Raw genomic sequence first — 15,435 nt, 5'->3', positions numbered from 1 at the left:
GTTGGCAGTGGATTGTCGCCTTCGCGACAGAAGTTTTCCAACGTCCGGCTTTGGTGTGATCGAGAGGACACAGGGATCGAAGGACCCCGCGTCCCGGGGTCCGCGTCGGGGGGACGAGTTGGGTGAGAGTCTGACGCTGCCGGTACCGGACACGCTGTACGCCACGTACGCCGTCGCGTACACGTCACCGCCGCCGGACCCGCGCGAGCTGGCCCGCGAAGGGGTCGCCCGCCGCTACCGCCCGCCGGTGCGCGACCTGGCCCTGCGGATGCTCGACAGCCCGCTGCTCACCCTCGACCTGCGGCCCGCCGCCGAGTTCCCGCCGCTGCCCGCCGACCTCCTCGCCGCCTTCGGCGCCGGCCGCCGCGACCTCGCAGGCATCGCCGCCGCCACCCACCTGCTGGCCGTGCACGCCGCGTACCGGCCCGGCTGGCCGCCCGCGCACGAATGGGTCACCCGCGCCATCGCCGCCGCCGCGGCGGCCGACGCCGACGCCCCGGTCATCGACGTGTTCACCCCCCAGGTCCTCGACCAGGACCGCATCCTGCGCTCACTGCCCGGCCCGGACGGCGGCGTCCGCCTGGTCGACTGGATCCTGCTGCCGCACACCCCCGGCACGCACGGCTTCTACTTCACCACCAAGGGCCTGGCCAGATTCGGGCTGCCGGAACTGCAGACCGAGAACGTCCCGCCGCACCTCGTCGAGCCCTGGGCCCGCCTCCTCAACGGCCTGGCCTCCCGCGTCCTCGGCCTGTGGCTCGACCGGCTCCCCGCCGGGGAGCACCCCGTCCTCATCGACCTGCCCGAGATCGTCCAGGTCGGCCTCCAGGACGTCGCCGCGGCCCAGGGCGAGCACGAGGAGATGCGCCGCGAGGTCCCGGTACGGCTCCGGCTCGACACCGACGAGGAGGGCGAACCGCTGCTCACCGTGCTGCCCGCCGACGACGGCCCCGACCGCCTCGAACACCTCTGCGCCACCCTCTTCGGCACCACCCGTCCGGCCTGACGCGCCGCGGGCGGCTTGCCGTGGATCATCGTCAGGGACCAGGATCGGGACCGTGAGATTCGGTCCGCGTGACACCCCCAGTCCCGAGCCCGGAGAAACCGCCGCCCCCGAGCCGGGCGACCGCCGCACCACACCACCGCCCCCACCGCACCCCGGCGACAGGCACGTGGCCGGCCTGCGCTACAACAACGACCCCTCATCCGGATCGAACCCCACACCGGAACCCGTCCCGCAACCCACCCCCGCACCACCCCCCGAACCGATCCCGCAACCGACCCCCGAACCGGGCCCGCCCGGCCCGGCCCCGGCCGACTGGGTCCCAGTCCAGGGCACCTCCCGCCCGGAGGACCTGACCACCCCCGAACCACCGCCGCCACCGGCTCCGCCGGCCCCGTCGGTGACCGTCCCCGACATCCCGCTCCCGCAGGAGCCCCCCAGGCCGGTGGACGTACCGGCGTCCTGGCGGGCCCCCGAGCCCCCCGCCGACCCCGGCCCCATGAACGACCCCGAACGCCGCAGGACGCTCGTCGACGCGTTCGTCGCGGAGTTCGTCGCCAGCGTGACCTGGCGGGCCACCCTGGCCGTCCTGGAGGGTGCGTTCCCCGGCCTCGGCATGGCCGCCACCCTGTCCCGCCGGACCGACGAGCTCTGGCGCACCATCGACACCCTCGACGCCGTCGGCGCGACCGGCCTCGGCGTCCCCGCCTGGCTCGACCACGCGGGCATGGCGTTCGACCTCAGCGCCCGCCTGCCCCTCCGCCCGCGCCCGGCCGACCCCGGCGCCCAGGCACGTCCCAGGGCCTCCTGGCCGTACGCGGGGGCGTTCGTCATCGACACCCTCGACCCGCTCCGCTACCACCGTCCCGTAGGCGGCCCGCTGGCCCCCCGCGACCTCACCCCCGAGGGAACGCCCGCGCCCCCGGGCGCCCAGACGCCCCCGCCCGGCGAGGAGGACGACAGCGGCGTGGTGATCGTCGCCGACCTGGCCACGGCGGGCCGCCGCGTCCTGGACTCCGCCGCCCTCTGGCGGTACGCGGGACGCGTCGTCACCGCCACCCTCCACGACCCGCTCCACCCGGAGACCCGCACCCAGACCCGCCGCGCCCTGAGAGCCCTCCGCCGCGTCGTCCTCATCGACCCGGGCCTGGGGTTGGGCCTCTGCCTGCAGATCGACGTGGCACGTTCCCCCCGCTGCCTACTGGCCTTCCACGTAGACCGAGACAACCCCCAAACCCCCCACTTCGTCCGCCCCTAGCCCTTTCGGGGTTGGGGGGAGCCCCACCGGGAGGCATGGTGGCTGGTGACCTCGGTCCTCGCTCCGCTCGGGCAGTCACATTGGGGCTCCCGCCCCAAACCCCAAGGCGGGGGCTCCGCCCCCCACACCCCCCACCAACCCCGGACGAAAGGCGCGAGACGCCATCCACGTAGTCGAGGGCACTCCACCCCAAGGCGGTGTGACTGCGCTGGGGGACCGTTGCGGCGCGCCCAGCGCGGCGTGCACACGCATCGCACTCGCGACAACCCGCCGATGCGCTGGTCGTTGGGCAGTTCAGGGACCGGCCGCAGGGCATCCAGGGAACCTTCCACATCCCCGCTGTTGGCCCGCGCCAACGCCATGTCGGCGCGGGCTCCGGCCCCGTCGCTGAACGAGCGTTGTTCCGGAGGGGCTTCCTCATAGGCGTTGATCGCTTCGGTGGCCGAACGTGCGGCGGGTTCCTCCTTGCCGGGAAGCCAGATCCGGGCGTCGGCGACGTAGTAGAGACCGACACAACCCCGCCCTCCACTTCGTCAGGCCCTAAAGCCTTCCGGGAAGCCGGGGCGGGGGCATGGGGACTGGTGATCTCGCTCCTCGCTCCGCTCGGGCAGTCATATTGGGGCTCCGCCCCAAACCACAAGGCAGGGGGCTCCGCCCTCCACACCCCCACCAGCCCCGGAACGACAACGCAGAAGACAAGCTCCTGAGAGGCGCTTGGATGAAACGGTCGGTCGCCGAGCGGCACGACGGCCTTCATCTGTGACCGCCCCAGCGCAATAGTCCGACTCGCGGGCCCGGCGCTGCGCGTCCTGGGCCGCGGGAGGTCACGAGAGCCTGCCAGGCGTCGCTCTCCTATCAGGCCAACAGCACGCGGGCGTCGGTCGCCGCGGCGTGCTGCCCGTGATGAAGCATCAGAGGTCGAACGTACCGGCCTTGATGCCGCTCAGCAGGCTTGCGAGGGTCACGTGGCTGAGGGCGATGTGACCGGCATCCGGCGCCTTGCTGTCCCGGATGCCGACCGCGAGGGGAAGACGGGCCACTTCGACGCAGTCTGTCTGACCGGTGTCGGCGCTACGACTGGACTTTCTCCACTGGGTCACTGCTGTGCCTCGATCATCTCTTGGAGTCTCTCGCGGGTGGCCTCGGGCGAGAGTGCGCGCCCGCCGGTTCGATCAAACGCGACCGTGAGTCTACGCAGGTCGCCCGATTCGGTCACCAGCCTCCCACGCGCGGGAGTCTCGACAAATCCCACCTCGCGTTCAGAAGTACTGAAGATGTGGAACGCACCCCCTAGACCCACCTGTGGTCCCACATCCACAGCTACCACTCGGAGCGTCACGTTCGGGAGGTTCGCAACCGCCGCAAGTTTCTCAAGTTGCCCCAAGCGGATGCGGGAGGGGGCCAGCAAAAGGGCCACCTCGGAGAGCAGCACGGAGACATAGGGGGCGTTCTGTCTGGTGATGACCGTCTGCCTTTCCAGGCGCTGGGCGACCTGCCCTTCCACATCGGGTTCACCAGCCAGCCTGAAGACGGCTTCCGCGTATTCGGGCGTTTGCAGCAGTCCCGGGATGAAGGCGACACCGTTCATCCGGATCACGGTGGCGATGGACTCGTACTCGGCGAACGCTCGGAACTGGGCGGGTGCTTGCAGGGTGCTGGCGTAGTGATGAAGAGCGGCGAGTAGTCCGCCGGTTCTCCATTCGTCGTCGAGAGTCCGGAGAGCTTCGACCGGTGGATGGTTCCTTCCTGCCTCCCAATTCGAGACAGTCTTGTGGTCGGCTCCCACAAGCCGACCCACGGCAGCCTGAGACAGCCGGTGCTGCTTGCGGAGTATCCGCAGGTGAAAGGCTAGAAGCGACCACAGGCCGGCCATCGGATCGATCGACTCAGCGCTGCTGCTCATCTACCCTCCATGACTCTCGATCCTCTCGCGAGACAGAGCCAAACTAGCTCCGGCTGTGTGAATGTGTGTCGCGAACCACAGAACACACACCGGGAGAGTGATCGGGGATGGCAGTTAGGAGCACGGCGGCGGATCGCGATCTGACGTGCACGGGTCTTCCTTCCCGGAGCTTTCCGGGCACCATGCGCCAGCACATGGAGCAGCGCCTCGGCCTCTTGGGGCTTATGGATCACCTGCCGACCGAGTTGATCGACGATCTCCATCTGATCGTCTCGGAACTCGCCACGAACGCGTGTCAGACGACTCCCGAACGAGAGATCACCTTCAAGGCCGTCTTCGAGGAGCGCTCCATCTGGATCGGAGTATGGGACTCAAGTAACGAAGCGCCGAAACCCAGGCAGATCGGTCCCTTTCCGGCGGGGGATCTCCAGCCCGACGCTCACGCCCTTGATGAGGGGCACGAGTCCGATGACATCGGAGGCCTGGGGCTCCCCATCGTCATAGCGCTCACGGACGAGCGAGGCGTCGAGTTCACTCCACCAGAAGGGAAGTGGGTGTGGGCACGTCTCAAGCACTGAAGGGACGGACGGTTCGGGTCGATCGGAACCGACGGTCACGGAGGTACTGAGAGCCGGAGTCGGTGTTACCTTGGGCGTGATTCGCTCACGGATAGATGAAAGGAAAGATGCGATGGGAAAGCACGGCAAGAAGGAGACCTGCAAGCGGTGTAACGGATCGGGCACGATCGTCGTCGATGCCGACGGAAAGGATGGCCGGAGTCAGGAAACCCGGAGCTGCCCGGGGTGCGGTGGGGCTGGAGAGGTATGAATCGGCGGCAGTTCATTCCGGACACGGTGTGGGTATGGGGTGACGACGGCTGGATGATCCCGCTGCGCCGGGAGGACGATCCGGGCAGGTGGGGGAGGCTCTGCGACAGCGATGAAGCGATCGTCACGCAGGTGGACGACGGTGCCGGCACCAGGGGCGTACAGCCCACAAGCTCCAGCAGTGCCCCCTCCGTCATGCGGCACATGATCAACGCGCTCGACGTGGAACCAGGAATGCGCGTGCTGGAAATTGGCACCGGGACCGGATATAACGCGGCGATGCTCGCAGAGATCGCGAGCGCGGTTAACGTGACCACGGTCGAGGTCGATGCAGGAATTGCCGACCATGCCCGGCAGGCGCTCAATGCAGCCGGGTTTCCGGTCACCGTTATCACTGGAGACGGCGCTGCCGGATATCCGGAGAACGCGCCGTATGACCGTGTGATCGTGACAGCCTCGGTAAGCGATGTCCCCTACGCCTGGGTGGTTCAGACCGCCGCGCACGGACGCGTGCTCATGCCCTGGGGCAGCGATCTTTACTCGGGCGGGGTTCTGCTGACGCTGACGGTGGGCACTGATGGCACCGCCGACGGGCGATTCACCAGGGCGGTTGCCTTCATGCGTCTGCGAGAGCAACGGCCAAGGCATGTGCCATGGCGAGATGATGAGGGGAAAGGCGACTATCTGCAGAGGGCGACCGGCGTGTTCCCTCATGAGGTGTTCGAGGCTGGATCAGAGGCCAGGTTCGCGGTCGGGGCCCGGCTTCCGGGTGTTACCGACGGCAGGACTCGGAATGAGGATGGGAGCCACACCTTCCGGCTGTCGCACCATGAGACCGGCTCATGGGCGGCCTGCACGCCGAGCGACGACGAACACCGTGTGCGCCAGCACGGGCCGCGCCGACTCTGGGACGAGCTTGAGCGGGCCTATGCCTGGTGGCATGACTCCGGCAAGCCGGGGCCCACACGGTTCGGGCTCACAGTGACCCCAGAAGGTCAACATGTCTGGCTCGACTCGCCGGCGAACCGGATCACCTGAACCCTGATGGGGGCCAGGCCACCGTGCAGGAGCCGGCGATGGCCGTGGCTCGAGTTCCGGCATATGGACAAGGCCGTGGCGGCCGGGCATGCGGCCCTGGCGGTCAGCCGTCCCGCTTGGTCAACCATGGGGGTGGACACGAGGACATCCGGTCCGGCGCCGCGCTGGAGCGGACCGTGCCGATCCTGAAGGCCACCGGTTACCGCCTCGACATGGAGTTCTGGGAGTCCGGTGCCGGGGCGGGCTGCTGCCCGCCCGAATGCAGCACCATCGGAGACTGACGGAAGGCGTCGATGCGCAGCACATGGGTGGACCTGCCGCATGAGGTACGGGACGCCGTAGCCGAGCAGACCGGCCTCGTCCGGGAGGTCCGGCCGGTCACGGCTGGGAGTAACGCCGAGTTGGCCGCCGTGGTGGACGGCTCGGTGGGGCTGACGTTCGTCAAGGCCGCGACGATCTCTGGCCGTCAGGCCCGTGCGCTGCGCAGAGAGGCCGAGATCAATCCGCATGTCCGCGAGTTCGCCCCTCGGCTCCACTGGACGGTGGAGACCGGGGGGTGGCTCGTGCTCGGCTTCGAGCACGTCGAGGGTCGGCACGCGAACTACGCGCCCGGCTCCCCGGATCTGAACACGGTCGCCGCCTTCATCCGGGAGCTGCACATGCTGGCGTGTCCGGACGTGGTGGAGATGCGCGTCGAGCGGCGCTGGGAGGGCCTCGCCGAGGACGTCTCGGTGCTCGCCGGGGCCACACTTCTGCACACCGACCTCAACCCGCGCAACTTCCTGATCACCCGGTTTGGCCGTCCTTACGTGGTCGACTGGGCGTTCGCCTCTCGCGGGGCCGCCTGGATCGAGGCAGGCCAGGTCATCCCGTGGCTGATCCATGCCGGGCACAGCCCGGCGGAGGCCGAGGCGTGGGCCGACCAGGTCCCCGCCTGGAAGCTCGCCGACCCTGCTGCGATCGACCTGTACGCACAGGTATCAGCCGAACGCTGGAGGCTGCACAGCCAAGCCAACCCACGCCCAAGCGGCGAAGTGCCGGAATACGTCACCGTGAGAGAACGGTGGGCGCGACATCGCGCACGCTGATCCGCCATTCGCGGGGCCATCAGCGCTTATCGAGGGTTGCCTGTTGCTTGTCGGTCCGGGAGGTTTTCGGGGGTGTGGGGGGCGGAGCCCCCTGCCTTGGGGTTTGGGGCGGGAGCCCCAATGAGACTGCCCTCGCGGAGCGAGGACCGATTCTTGAGGGCCTCGTCGGGTTACACGGTGCCTGGGTTGATCGCTGCTCTCAGGTCTTCTGGGAGGTCGCGTAGGCGGGTGGTGAGTTCCCAGGGTTCGATGCCTTCGGGGATGTCCTCGGGGAGGAGGCCGCAGAGGACGGAGCCGGTCGTGTGGACGGCGGTGAACGCGCCGATGCGGGCGATGCCGCCGCCGTTCAGGTGGGCCATCTCGGAGAGCAGGGCGGTCAGGGCCGAGGGGTCGTTCAGGTCCTGCAGGCCCCGGGCGTAGGTGAACAGCTCTTCGGCCAGGGCGTCGGCGCGGCGGCCGGAGAGGTAGAAGGCGGTGCCCTGGTAGACGCCGGCGGAGCGGTGCTCGCGGATACGGATGCGCAGGCCGTACTCGGCGGCGCAGCGTTCAAAGGCTCCGGTGAGGAGGGCCTCGGCCTCGCCTTCCTCGCTGAGGAGGAGTCCGGGTACGACGCCTTCCTCGCGGTTGAGGCGTTCCAGCATCTCCTGCCGGAGTTCGCCGATGACCTGTTCGGCGGCGTCGAGGGAACGGGCCAGGGCGTGCCTGGATTCGCGGTCGAGGTCGGTCTCGGCGAGTCCGGACGACAGGGCGCCGAGTTCGGTCTCGATGCGGTCCACGCGCGCGCCGAGCTTGTCGACCTGGTCGAGGACCTGGGGGTCGGGGCCGGGGGGCGGGGTGGGCCGTTCCGGCGCGTACAGCGATCCGGGCGGCGGTTGCGGCGGGGCCTGCGGGATGGTGATGGCGGGGGCTTCGGCGGCGGCCTGCTCCACGTCGGCGCGCAGCGTGTCGTGCCGCCGGCCCAGTTCGGCGAGCTGCGACCGCAGCTCGCGCAGTTCCGCCTGCGCGCGGGGCAGGCGTTTGTCGGAGGCCAGGTAGAGCTCGCGCCCGGCGATCGCCAGGCACAGCAGGACCAGGATCACGGTGGACATGAGCCTCCTCGGGGGGCGGGCCGCGCCTTCGACCCTAACCGCCGGGGGCGGTCATGCCGAGGGCGCGGCGAGCATTGCGCGATCAGCCGAACAGGCCGCCGAGCAGTCCGCCGAGGATTTCGCCGACGGCTCCGGCGGCCTCGCCCGCGGCGGCGTTGACGGCCTCGCCGGCGACGGCCTTGCCCGCGTCGGCGGCGAGGTTGCCCGCGTAGCCGGCGACGGCGTCGCCGAACTGGCCGACGGGGACGCCGGCGGCGTAGCCCGCGACGTTGGCGGCGCCGCCGACCACGTTGCCGAACGCGTCGACCGCCGCGCCGGCGGCCAGGCCGCCCGCGACGCCCGCGGCGGCGACCCCGCCGACCGCGCCTGCCGCGGCCCATCCGGCGCCGCGCCCGTGGTGGCCGTGGTGGGCCGGGTACGCGGGTCCGCCGTGGTGATGGTGGTGGACGGGAGGCGGTCCGTGGTGTGCGGGAGGCGGCGGGTACTGCGGGGCCGCGGGGGCCGGGGGTGGGGCGTACGGGAGTCCTGCGCCGGGCGCTCCGGGGCCGGGAGGGGGCGGTAGGTGGCCGGGCGGCGGGGGAAGCGGGTTCTGGCCGGGCTGCGGCGCGTGTGCGGCCGGCGGCAGGGGGCTGTTCGATCCCGGTCCGGGGGCGGGCGGGGGGAACTGCCCGTACTGGCCGGGGCCGCCGTAGGCGGCAGCGGCCGGGGCCGGGGCGCCGTGTCCGTGGCCTGGCGTGCCGTGGTGCGCGGGCGGGGCGCCGGGAGGCGGTGGGAACGTCGAGTGGCCGCCCGGTGGGGGCAGTGGCGCGCCTCCGGGGGGCGTGTGCCCCGGCGAGGGGTAGGGCGATGCCTGCGGGCGCGGCCGGGACGCGGCCTCCTCCAGCCAGCGGCCGATCTTGGAGTTCCAGTCCGTCTCGGCGGCCTCCTGGTGCTCGACCTGGAAGCGGCCGAACCGCTCGTCCGGGGACCCGCCGGCCCGCCGGTCGGCCTCCAGCACGAACGCCATGTGCCGCGGGTTGGCGATGAAGCTGAGCCCCACCTCGCCGATCCGGCCCGCGTACTGCGGCGGCGGCGCCAGCTGGATCTCCTGGTAGAACGGGAGCTGCTGCGGGACGCCGCGCAGCTTCGACTGCTCGAACGCCACGTTCTGGATCTTGAAGCCGAGCCGGGCGATCGCCGCGAGCACCCACTGCTGCGACTTCAGCGGCTCCACCGAGATCGGGTCGACGTCGCCCGGGTCGGGCTCGCCCTTGACGTCCACCTCGGTGCACAGCCCGATGGTGAAGCCCGGCAGCTCCCGGCCCAGCACCGTGGTGAACGGCAGCTCGTACGGCAGCGGGATCGAGAACGACAGGTCGCGCCGCTGGCCGGGCTCCAGCCGGAACGCCCTGGTGAGCGCGCCGCGGTAGACCTCGGGGCCCGCGCTCTCCCCGCCGTAGCCGTTCTGCATGCGCGGCATCAGCGCGAGCGTCACATGCCGGATCTCAGCGGGGCGCTGGCCCCCGACCAGGTGCACCTTGCCGGCCACGACCCCGCCGGGGCGGCAGTTCGGCTCCGACAGGATCGTTTCGACGGAGGGACCCGGGGCCCCGCCGTACCCGCCCGCCATCTGCCCATAGGCCACAGGCCCTACCCCTCTCGCGCGACACCGCGGGGGCGGTCCCCGCATCGGTCAGACGAAATCCACCATGCCATCGTTTCATCGCGGGCGGCGACCCCCGATATGCCATGGAATGGGTGAATCGTCCCCTCGGCGAGACGAGGGGACGATCCATCCCAGGTCACTCGCCGGGCTTCGCCTCGCGGGCCGACACGGTGACGGTCGCGTAGCCCAGCTTCTCCAGGGGCTCGCGGATCTGCTCGGCGTCGCCCACCGCGATGACGGTCAGCGCCTCCGGGTCGACGTGCTCGGCGTACGCGCGCGCCACCTCGTCCGGCGTCGCGGCGCGGACGGCGTCCAGGTAGCGCCGCGGGTAGTCGGCGCCCAGGCCGTTGGCGGCCGCGTCGGCCAGCTCCGCGGCGACCGAACGGGCCGTCTCGTACTCGGCCGGCGCCCGGTCGGCCAGGGCCCGCACCGAGGAGCCGCACTCCTCGGCGTCGATGCCCCGCGACACGACCCCGCGCAGCTCGGTCAGCGCGTCGGCGACCGCGTCCGCCGTCACCTCGGTGTGGACGGCGCCCTGCGTGATGAACAGCCCGCAGTGCCGCAGCCGCAGCAGCCCGGCGCGCACCCCGTAGGTGTACCCCTTCTCCTCCCGGAGCACGGCGTTCAGCCGCGAGGTGAGGCCGCCGCCCAGCACGTGCGACACCACGGTCAGCAGCGGCCAGTCGGGGTGCGAGCGGTTCGGCACGCCGTGCCCGAGGCTCAGGTACGTCTGGACCGATCCGGGACGGTCGACCACCACGATCCGCGGGCCCGTCGTCGGCGCGATCTCGTCCGGGACGCGCAGGGCCTCGCCCGAGCTCGTCCAGCCCTCCAGCGCGGCGGTCAGCGCGGCGTCGGCGTCCACGCCGGACAGGTCGCCCGCGACCACCGCCGTCGCCTCGCCGGGGACGGCCGAGCCGTAGAACGCGCGCACGTCCGCGCCCTGGATCGCGTCCACCGACTCGGGCGTGCCGCCGGTCGGCCGGGACGCCCGCGCCCCGGCCGGGAACATCACGGCGCGCAGCTCGCGCATGGCGCGCGAGCCCGGGTCGGCGTCCTCCTGCGCGATCTCCTCCAGCCGCTCGCGGACCAGCCGGCGCACGTCGGAGTCGGCCAGCGCCGGCTCCCGCACCACCGAGGAGAACAGCTCCAGCGCCGCGCCGAGCCGGGTCACCGGGACGTCCAGGGCGATCCGCAGCGCGGTCAGGTCGGCCGAGGCGTACAGGCTGGCGCCCAGCCGCTCGAACGCGGCGGTCAGCGCGGTGCCGCCGCCGGGCTCGGTGCCCTCCAGCAGCGCCCGCGCGGCCAGCGCGGCGACGCCGTCGCCGCCGTCCGGCTCGCGCCCGGCGCCGGCGTTCAGCACCAGGCGCACGGCCGCCAGCCGCCGCCCGGGAAGGTCGCAGCGCAGCGTGGCGGGGCCGCCGGGCACCGCGCCCTCCGCGCCGGCCGGGAACGCCCAGGCGGGGACGGGACCGGGGACCGGGCGCGGCGCCAGGGCCAGGGCCGAGGGCTCGGAGCCCGCGGGGTCGGTGGTCACGACGCCGTACCTCCATAGGTCAGGACGGAGCGCGAGCCGGGCCGCAGCCACCGGCCCGCCATCTCCTTGATCTGGTCCGCGGTGACCGCCGCGGCGCGGCCCGGCGCGGTGAACACCCGGGCCGGGTCGCCGAACTGGGTGGCGTTCTGCGACAGCGCGTTGGCCAGCCCGGTCACCGTCTCGGTCTGCTCCAGGAACCCGCGCTCGGCCTGCGCGGTGGCGCGGGCGGTCTCGTCGGCGTCGGGGCCGCCGGCCGCGAACCGGGCCAGCTCCTCGTCCAGCACCTCGGCGATCTTGGCGGTGTCGGGGCCGATCGCGTCCACGATGGCCAGCGACGGGCCGCCCGCCAGCCGGGTCACCCCGGCCCACACCTCGGTGGCGATCTGGTCGCGGCGCACCATCCGGTCGTACAGCCGGGAGCCGGAGCCGCCGCCGAGGATCTCCACCGCCAGCTCGGCCGCCTCGATGTCGGTGCCGCCGTCGGAGGGCAGCGGGAACATCGCGAAGTAGGCGGGCGAGGGCACCTCCTCGTCCACCGGCTCGGCGTTGACCGCGGGCAGCGGGCCCAGGTCGCCCGGCCGGGCCGGCGGCGCCTGCGGACCGGAGGGCAGGCCGCCGAAGTAGCGCTCCACCGCGGCCAGGGTCGCCTCCGGGTCGACGTCGCCGACGATCGAGATGACCGCGTTGCCCGGCGCGTACCAGGTGCCGAAGAAGTCGGCGCAGTCCTCCAGGGTGGTGGCGTCCAGGTCCTCCATCGAGCCGATGGGGGTGTGCGCGTAGGGGTGCCTCTCGGGGAACGTCAGCGCGCACAGCTTCTCGAACGCGGTGCCGTACGGCTGGTTGTCGTAGCGCTGGCGGCGCTCGTTCTTCACCACGTCGCGCTGGTTGTCGAGGTTGGCCTGGGTGAGCGCGGCGGGCAGCGTGCCCATCCGGTCGGCCTCCAGCCACAGGGCCAGCTCCAGATGGCTGACCGGCACCGTCTCGTAGTAATTGGTGCGTTCAAAGGAGGTGCTGGCGTTGAAGGTGGCGCCGGCGCTCTCCAGGAGCGCGGCGTGCTCGCCCTCGGCGACGTTGGCCGAGCCCTGGAACATCAGGTGCTCGAAGAGGTGCGCCAGACCGGTGCGGCCGGCCCGCTCGTGGCGCGAGCCCACGCCGTACCAGATGTTCACGGCGGCCAGCGGTACGACATGGTCCTCGCAGACCACCACGCGCAGGCCATTGCCGAGCGTGTGCTCATGCAGCGGCTGTTCTGCCACGGAGCGCTCCCGTCCGTTCGGTGGATCGGTTGGCGAGACGGCACCGCGCGCGTCTGCGGGACTGCGCCCTGGCGGCGGGCTTGATCTCTGTCTCACGGTACCGGTTCGCGTAGCCCGCGGGCGCCGCACGTCCGGTACGACGAGGGCCGGGCGATTTCCGGTGCCGTTCCGGAGGTCCGGGAGGGGGACGAGACGCGTCTGGGGCCTCTGGGGGCGCTGTGGCGGGGGCGAAGGGAAGGAATAAGGAGGCGGGGGAGTAAGAGAGGAGGGGAGCGGAAGCGCCCTGCGCCGAGGGGAGGCTCAGCGGGTGGTCTGGGACTTGGTGCCGCCCTGGCCGCCGGCGGCCGCGGCCTCGTGGGCGGCGAGCGCCTCGTCCAGCGTGCGGTGCAGCACGAAGATCTTGGTGAGCTGGGTGACGTGGAAGACCCGCCGCACCCGGTCGTTGACCCCCATGAACGACATGGAGCCGTCCCGGGCGCGGAGCCGGTGGTAGATGCCGACCAGGACGCCGAGGCCGGTGGAGTCGAGGAAGGTGACCTCGCTCAGGTCCACCACCAGGTGGAGGGCCCCGTTGTCGATGATGTCGAGCAGTCTCTCCCGCAGGCGGGGGCTGGTGAAGACGTCGATCTCACCGCTGATCGTGACGACGGTGAGGTCCTTCTCGACCCTGTGCTCGACGGCGAATTCCACCGCTACTCCCTCTCCGGACGGTTTCGTGGGTGCACGCATACCCGCCGGGCAGGGCCTTCATTCCGTGGGCCGCTGCGAGGTCCGGCACAAGGCCCCGCTTTGGGCCTGTCCAAAGGACCACCGGGCCAGGAACGCACGGGCTAGGAACGCACGGGCTAGGAACGCACGGGCTGGGAACAGCGGAACAGGGCCCAGACGACCTTGCCCTGGGGCAGGCCGCACCACCCCCAGCGCATACTGAACGACTCGACCAGGTGCAGTCCGCGGCCGGTCTCGGCTATGTAGTCGGGCTCCTTGCGCCGCGGCGCGGAGGGGCTGGCGTCCATGATCCCGCACAGCAGCCAGGGGGCCTGGTACAGCAGCCGCAGCCGGATGGCGGCGGGCGCCGAGCCCAGCGGGTCCCCGGCGGAGTGGACGGCCGAGCCGACCGTGGCGCCGGAGGAGTAAGAGGCCCGCGAGGCGCCCTGGCCGTGCGCGCCCTGCGTGCTGTGGGACGGATGCGCGCCGTGGGACCCGTGGAGGCTGTGGGGGAGGTCGGGGTCCGGGCCGTGTGCGGCCGGGCCGGAAGTGTAAGGGTTGCGGGCGCGGGGGCCGTGGGCGGCGGGGCCGCCGCTGTGCCTCAGCGCGTTGGTGACGAGTTCCGAGACCACCAGGCCGACGTCGTCGGAGATCGCCCCGCAGCCCCAGCCGTCCAGCCGCGAGACGGCGAAGTGGCGCGCCTCGGTGACCGACTCGGGCTCGGGCAGGACGGTGAAGGAGACGGTCGGCGCGGCCGGTTCGACCAGTGTGCGCAGCCCCTGGGCCAGGCGTGGCGGCAGATCACTGGATTCGGGCACCGGTGTCGCCGGTACGGCACAGTCCTGTGGCCCCGGCGCACCCGCGATGGGGCCTACCCCCCATCGCGTGTCGTCGTGCGCGTGGCGTGACGTCATTCCCCGGACCCCGCAGAGTGATCTCGTTGTGCAGCCGTGGCTCGGAAGTCTCGTGCGTTATCCTGCGCATCGTAGCGTGCGAATGCAAGGCCCAATGCACGTGCATCCGAACCGAACGGGCGCGATCCGTCACGATCGGCAGGGTGCTCGCGCGGGCGGACGGAGGTAAACCGCAGGACAGGCACCCCAATGGCACACTGAGTACACTCTCCGGCTTCGCCGGGGAAAAATCGCTGTCCGCCAACGAGCCGCGGGAGGTTGGGCGTGACTCCAGAGACGCCGGGAGCTGGATCGACGGTCCGTCGGATCCTGCTCGGCTCGCAGCTGCGTCGCCTGCGAGAGGCGAAGGGCGTGAGCCGGCAGGAGGCCGGCTATGTCATCCGCGCGTCGGAGTCGAAGATCAGCCGCTTGGAGCTCGGGCGGGTCAGCTTCAAAGAGCGTGACGTGGACGACCTGCTCACGCTGTACGGCGTCGACGACGCGACCGAGCGCGAGGCGCTGCTGCAACTGGCACGGGAAGCCAACACCCCGGGCTGGTGGCACCGCTACAACGACGTCCTCCCCGGCTGGTTCCAGACCTATGTCGGCCTGGAGGAGTCGGCGGCGCTGATCCGGACCTACGAACTACAGTTCGTCCCGGGTCTGCTGCAGTCCGAGGGCTACGCGCGGGCGGTGATCCGGCTGGGCAACGCCGGTGCGGCCGAACAGGAGATCGACCAGCGGGTCGAGCTGCGGCTGCAACGGCAGGAACGGCTGACGGGCCCCGACGCCCCGAGGCTGTGGGCGGTGCTGGACGAGGGCGCGCTGCGCCGGCCGATCGGCGGCCCGGAGGTGATGCGGGGCCAGTTCGAGCATCTCATCGAGATGTCCAAGCTGCCCAACGTCACCATCCAGGTGATGCCGTTCCGGTTCGGCGGCCACGCCGCCGAGGGCGGAGCCTTCTCGATCCTGCGCTTCCCCGATCAGGACCTGCCGGACGTCGTGTACGTCGAGAACCTCACCGGCGCGATGTACCTGGACAAGCGCGACGACGTCGACACCTACCTGCAGGCGATGGAACGCCTCTGCGTCGACAGTGCCACACCCGAGCGCACCGTCGAGCTTCTCGGTGATTACCTCAGAGAGACATGATGCTCCAGACCGACGGCCAGAACTTTCCTGGACGCAACA

General features: G+C 71.5%; 14 protein-coding genes. 6 read left to right on the top strand and 8 right to left on the bottom strand.

Features of this window, described 5'->3' with window-relative positions; all coding sequences use genetic code 11:
* The first annotated feature begins 118 nt into the window (after positions 1–118).
* Both ACZ466_RS15285 and ACZ466_RS15280 read left to right on the top strand, forming a co-directional pair.
* The gene (locus tag ACZ466_RS15285) at positions 119–1,006 is read left to right on the top strand and encodes a hypothetical protein (RefSeq protein ID WP_378288060.1); all 888 of its coding nucleotides are present in this window, start codon (positions 119–121) and stop codon (positions 1,004–1,006) included.
* Positions 1,007–1,058: 52 nt separating this feature from the next.
* The gene (locus ACZ466_RS15280; protein WP_378288061.1) at positions 1,059–2,261 is read left to right on the top strand and encodes a hypothetical protein; all 1,203 of its coding nucleotides are present in this window, start codon (positions 1,059–1,061) and stop codon (positions 2,259–2,261) included.
* Between the two features lie 911 nt (positions 2,262–3,172).
* On the opposite strand, the gene ACZ466_RS15275 is transcribed toward ACZ466_RS15280, so the two are convergent.
* Complete coding sequence (locus ACZ466_RS15275; protein ID WP_378288062.1) at positions 3,173–3,361, bottom strand: DUF397 domain-containing protein; 189 nt, start codon at positions 3,359–3,361, stop codon at positions 3,173–3,175.
* A complete protein-coding gene (locus tag ACZ466_RS15270; protein WP_378288063.1) occupies positions 3,358–4,164 on the bottom strand; it encodes a Scr1 family TA system antitoxin-like transcriptional regulator in 807 nt (268 codons plus the stop codon). The genes ACZ466_RS15275 and ACZ466_RS15270 overlap by 4 nt, the downstream gene beginning before the upstream one ends.
* A gap of 194 nt (positions 4,165–4,358) precedes the next feature.
* On the opposite strand from ACZ466_RS15270, the gene ACZ466_RS15265 reads away from it, so the two are divergent.
* The 3 genes from ACZ466_RS15265 (at position 4,359) to ACZ466_RS15255 (ending at position 7,117) form a co-directional block, all read left to right on the top strand.
* On the top strand, positions 4,359–4,742 hold the full coding sequence (locus tag ACZ466_RS15265; RefSeq protein ID WP_378288064.1) for an ATP-binding protein: 384 nt from the start codon (positions 4,359–4,361) through the stop codon (positions 4,740–4,742).
* 246 nt (positions 4,743–4,988) lie between these two features.
* Complete coding sequence (locus ACZ466_RS15260; RefSeq protein ID WP_378288065.1) at positions 4,989–6,029, top strand: methyltransferase domain-containing protein; 1,041 nt, start codon at positions 4,989–4,991, stop codon at positions 6,027–6,029.
* 293 nt (positions 6,030–6,322) lie between these two features.
* A complete protein-coding gene (locus ACZ466_RS15255; protein ID WP_464043722.1) occupies positions 6,323–7,117 on the top strand; it encodes a phosphotransferase family protein in 795 nt (264 codons plus the stop codon).
* Between the two features lie 170 nt (positions 7,118–7,287).
* Here ACZ466_RS15255 and ACZ466_RS15250 read toward each other — a convergent pair whose 3' ends face one another.
* The 6 genes from ACZ466_RS15250 to ACZ466_RS15225 form a co-directional block, all read right to left on the bottom strand.
* The gene (locus ACZ466_RS15250; RefSeq protein WP_378288066.1) at positions 7,288–8,205 is read right to left on the bottom strand and encodes a hypothetical protein; all 918 of its coding nucleotides are present in this window, start codon (positions 8,203–8,205) and stop codon (positions 7,288–7,290) included.
* 82 nt (positions 8,206–8,287) lie between these two features.
* Positions 8,288–9,829: a sporulation protein gene (locus tag ACZ466_RS15245; protein ID WP_464043720.1), complete on the bottom strand. Its 1,542-nt coding sequence runs from the start codon at positions 9,827–9,829 to the stop codon at positions 8,288–8,290.
* Between the two features lie 157 nt (positions 9,830–9,986).
* Complete coding sequence (locus ACZ466_RS15240; RefSeq protein ID WP_378288068.1) at positions 9,987–11,387, bottom strand: M16 family metallopeptidase; 1,401 nt, start codon at positions 11,385–11,387, stop codon at positions 9,987–9,989.
* Positions 11,384–12,643 (bottom strand): M16 family metallopeptidase, encoded by a 1,260-nt coding sequence (locus ACZ466_RS15235; RefSeq protein ID WP_378288069.1) that lies wholly within the window; start codon positions 12,641–12,643, stop codon positions 11,384–11,386. The genes ACZ466_RS15240 and ACZ466_RS15235 overlap by 4 nt, the downstream gene beginning before the upstream one ends.
* Positions 12,644–12,943: 300 nt before the next feature.
* Complete coding sequence (locus ACZ466_RS15230) at positions 12,944–13,333, bottom strand: STAS domain-containing protein (RefSeq protein WP_378288070.1); 390 nt, start codon at positions 13,331–13,333, stop codon at positions 12,944–12,946.
* 155 nt (positions 13,334–13,488) lie between these two features.
* Entirely contained in the window at positions 13,489–14,169 is a 681-nt protein-coding gene (locus ACZ466_RS15225; protein ID WP_378288071.1) for an ATP-binding protein, read from the bottom strand.
* Positions 14,170–14,574: 405 nt separating this feature from the next.
* Between ACZ466_RS15225 and ACZ466_RS15220 the strand changes: the two genes are divergently transcribed.
* Positions 14,575–15,396, top strand: coding sequence for a helix-turn-helix domain-containing protein (locus ACZ466_RS15220; protein ID WP_378288105.1), 822 nt, complete (start codon positions 14,575–14,577; stop codon positions 15,394–15,396).
* Positions 15,397–15,435 lie beyond the last annotated feature (39 nt).

The sequence above is a fragment of the Actinomadura rugatobispora genome (genome assembly GCF_055379765.1).
This window is presented reverse-complemented; position numbering and strand designations above follow the sequence as displayed.

What these genes read in the sequence shown, in the direction of transcription:
- ACZ466_RS15270 (WP_378288063.1), bottom strand. Translation starts at nt 4,164, where the DNA reads ATGAGCAGCAGCGCTGAGTCGATCGATCCGATGGCCGGCCTGTGGTCG.
- ACZ466_RS15265 (WP_378288064.1), top strand. Translation starts at nt 4,359, where the DNA reads ATGGAGCAGCGCCTCGGCCTCTTGGGGCTTATGGATCACCTGCCGACC.
- ACZ466_RS15260 (WP_378288065.1), top strand. Translation starts at nt 4,989, where the DNA reads ATGAATCGGCGGCAGTTCATTCCGGACACGGTGTGGGTATGGGGTGAC.
- ACZ466_RS15255 (WP_464043722.1), top strand. Translation starts at nt 6,323, where the DNA reads ATGCGCAGCACATGGGTGGACCTGCCGCATGAGGTACGGGACGCCGTA.
- ACZ466_RS15250 (WP_378288066.1), bottom strand. Translation starts at nt 8,205, where the DNA reads ATGTCCACCGTGATCCTGGTCCTGCTGTGCCTGGCGATCGCCGGGCGC.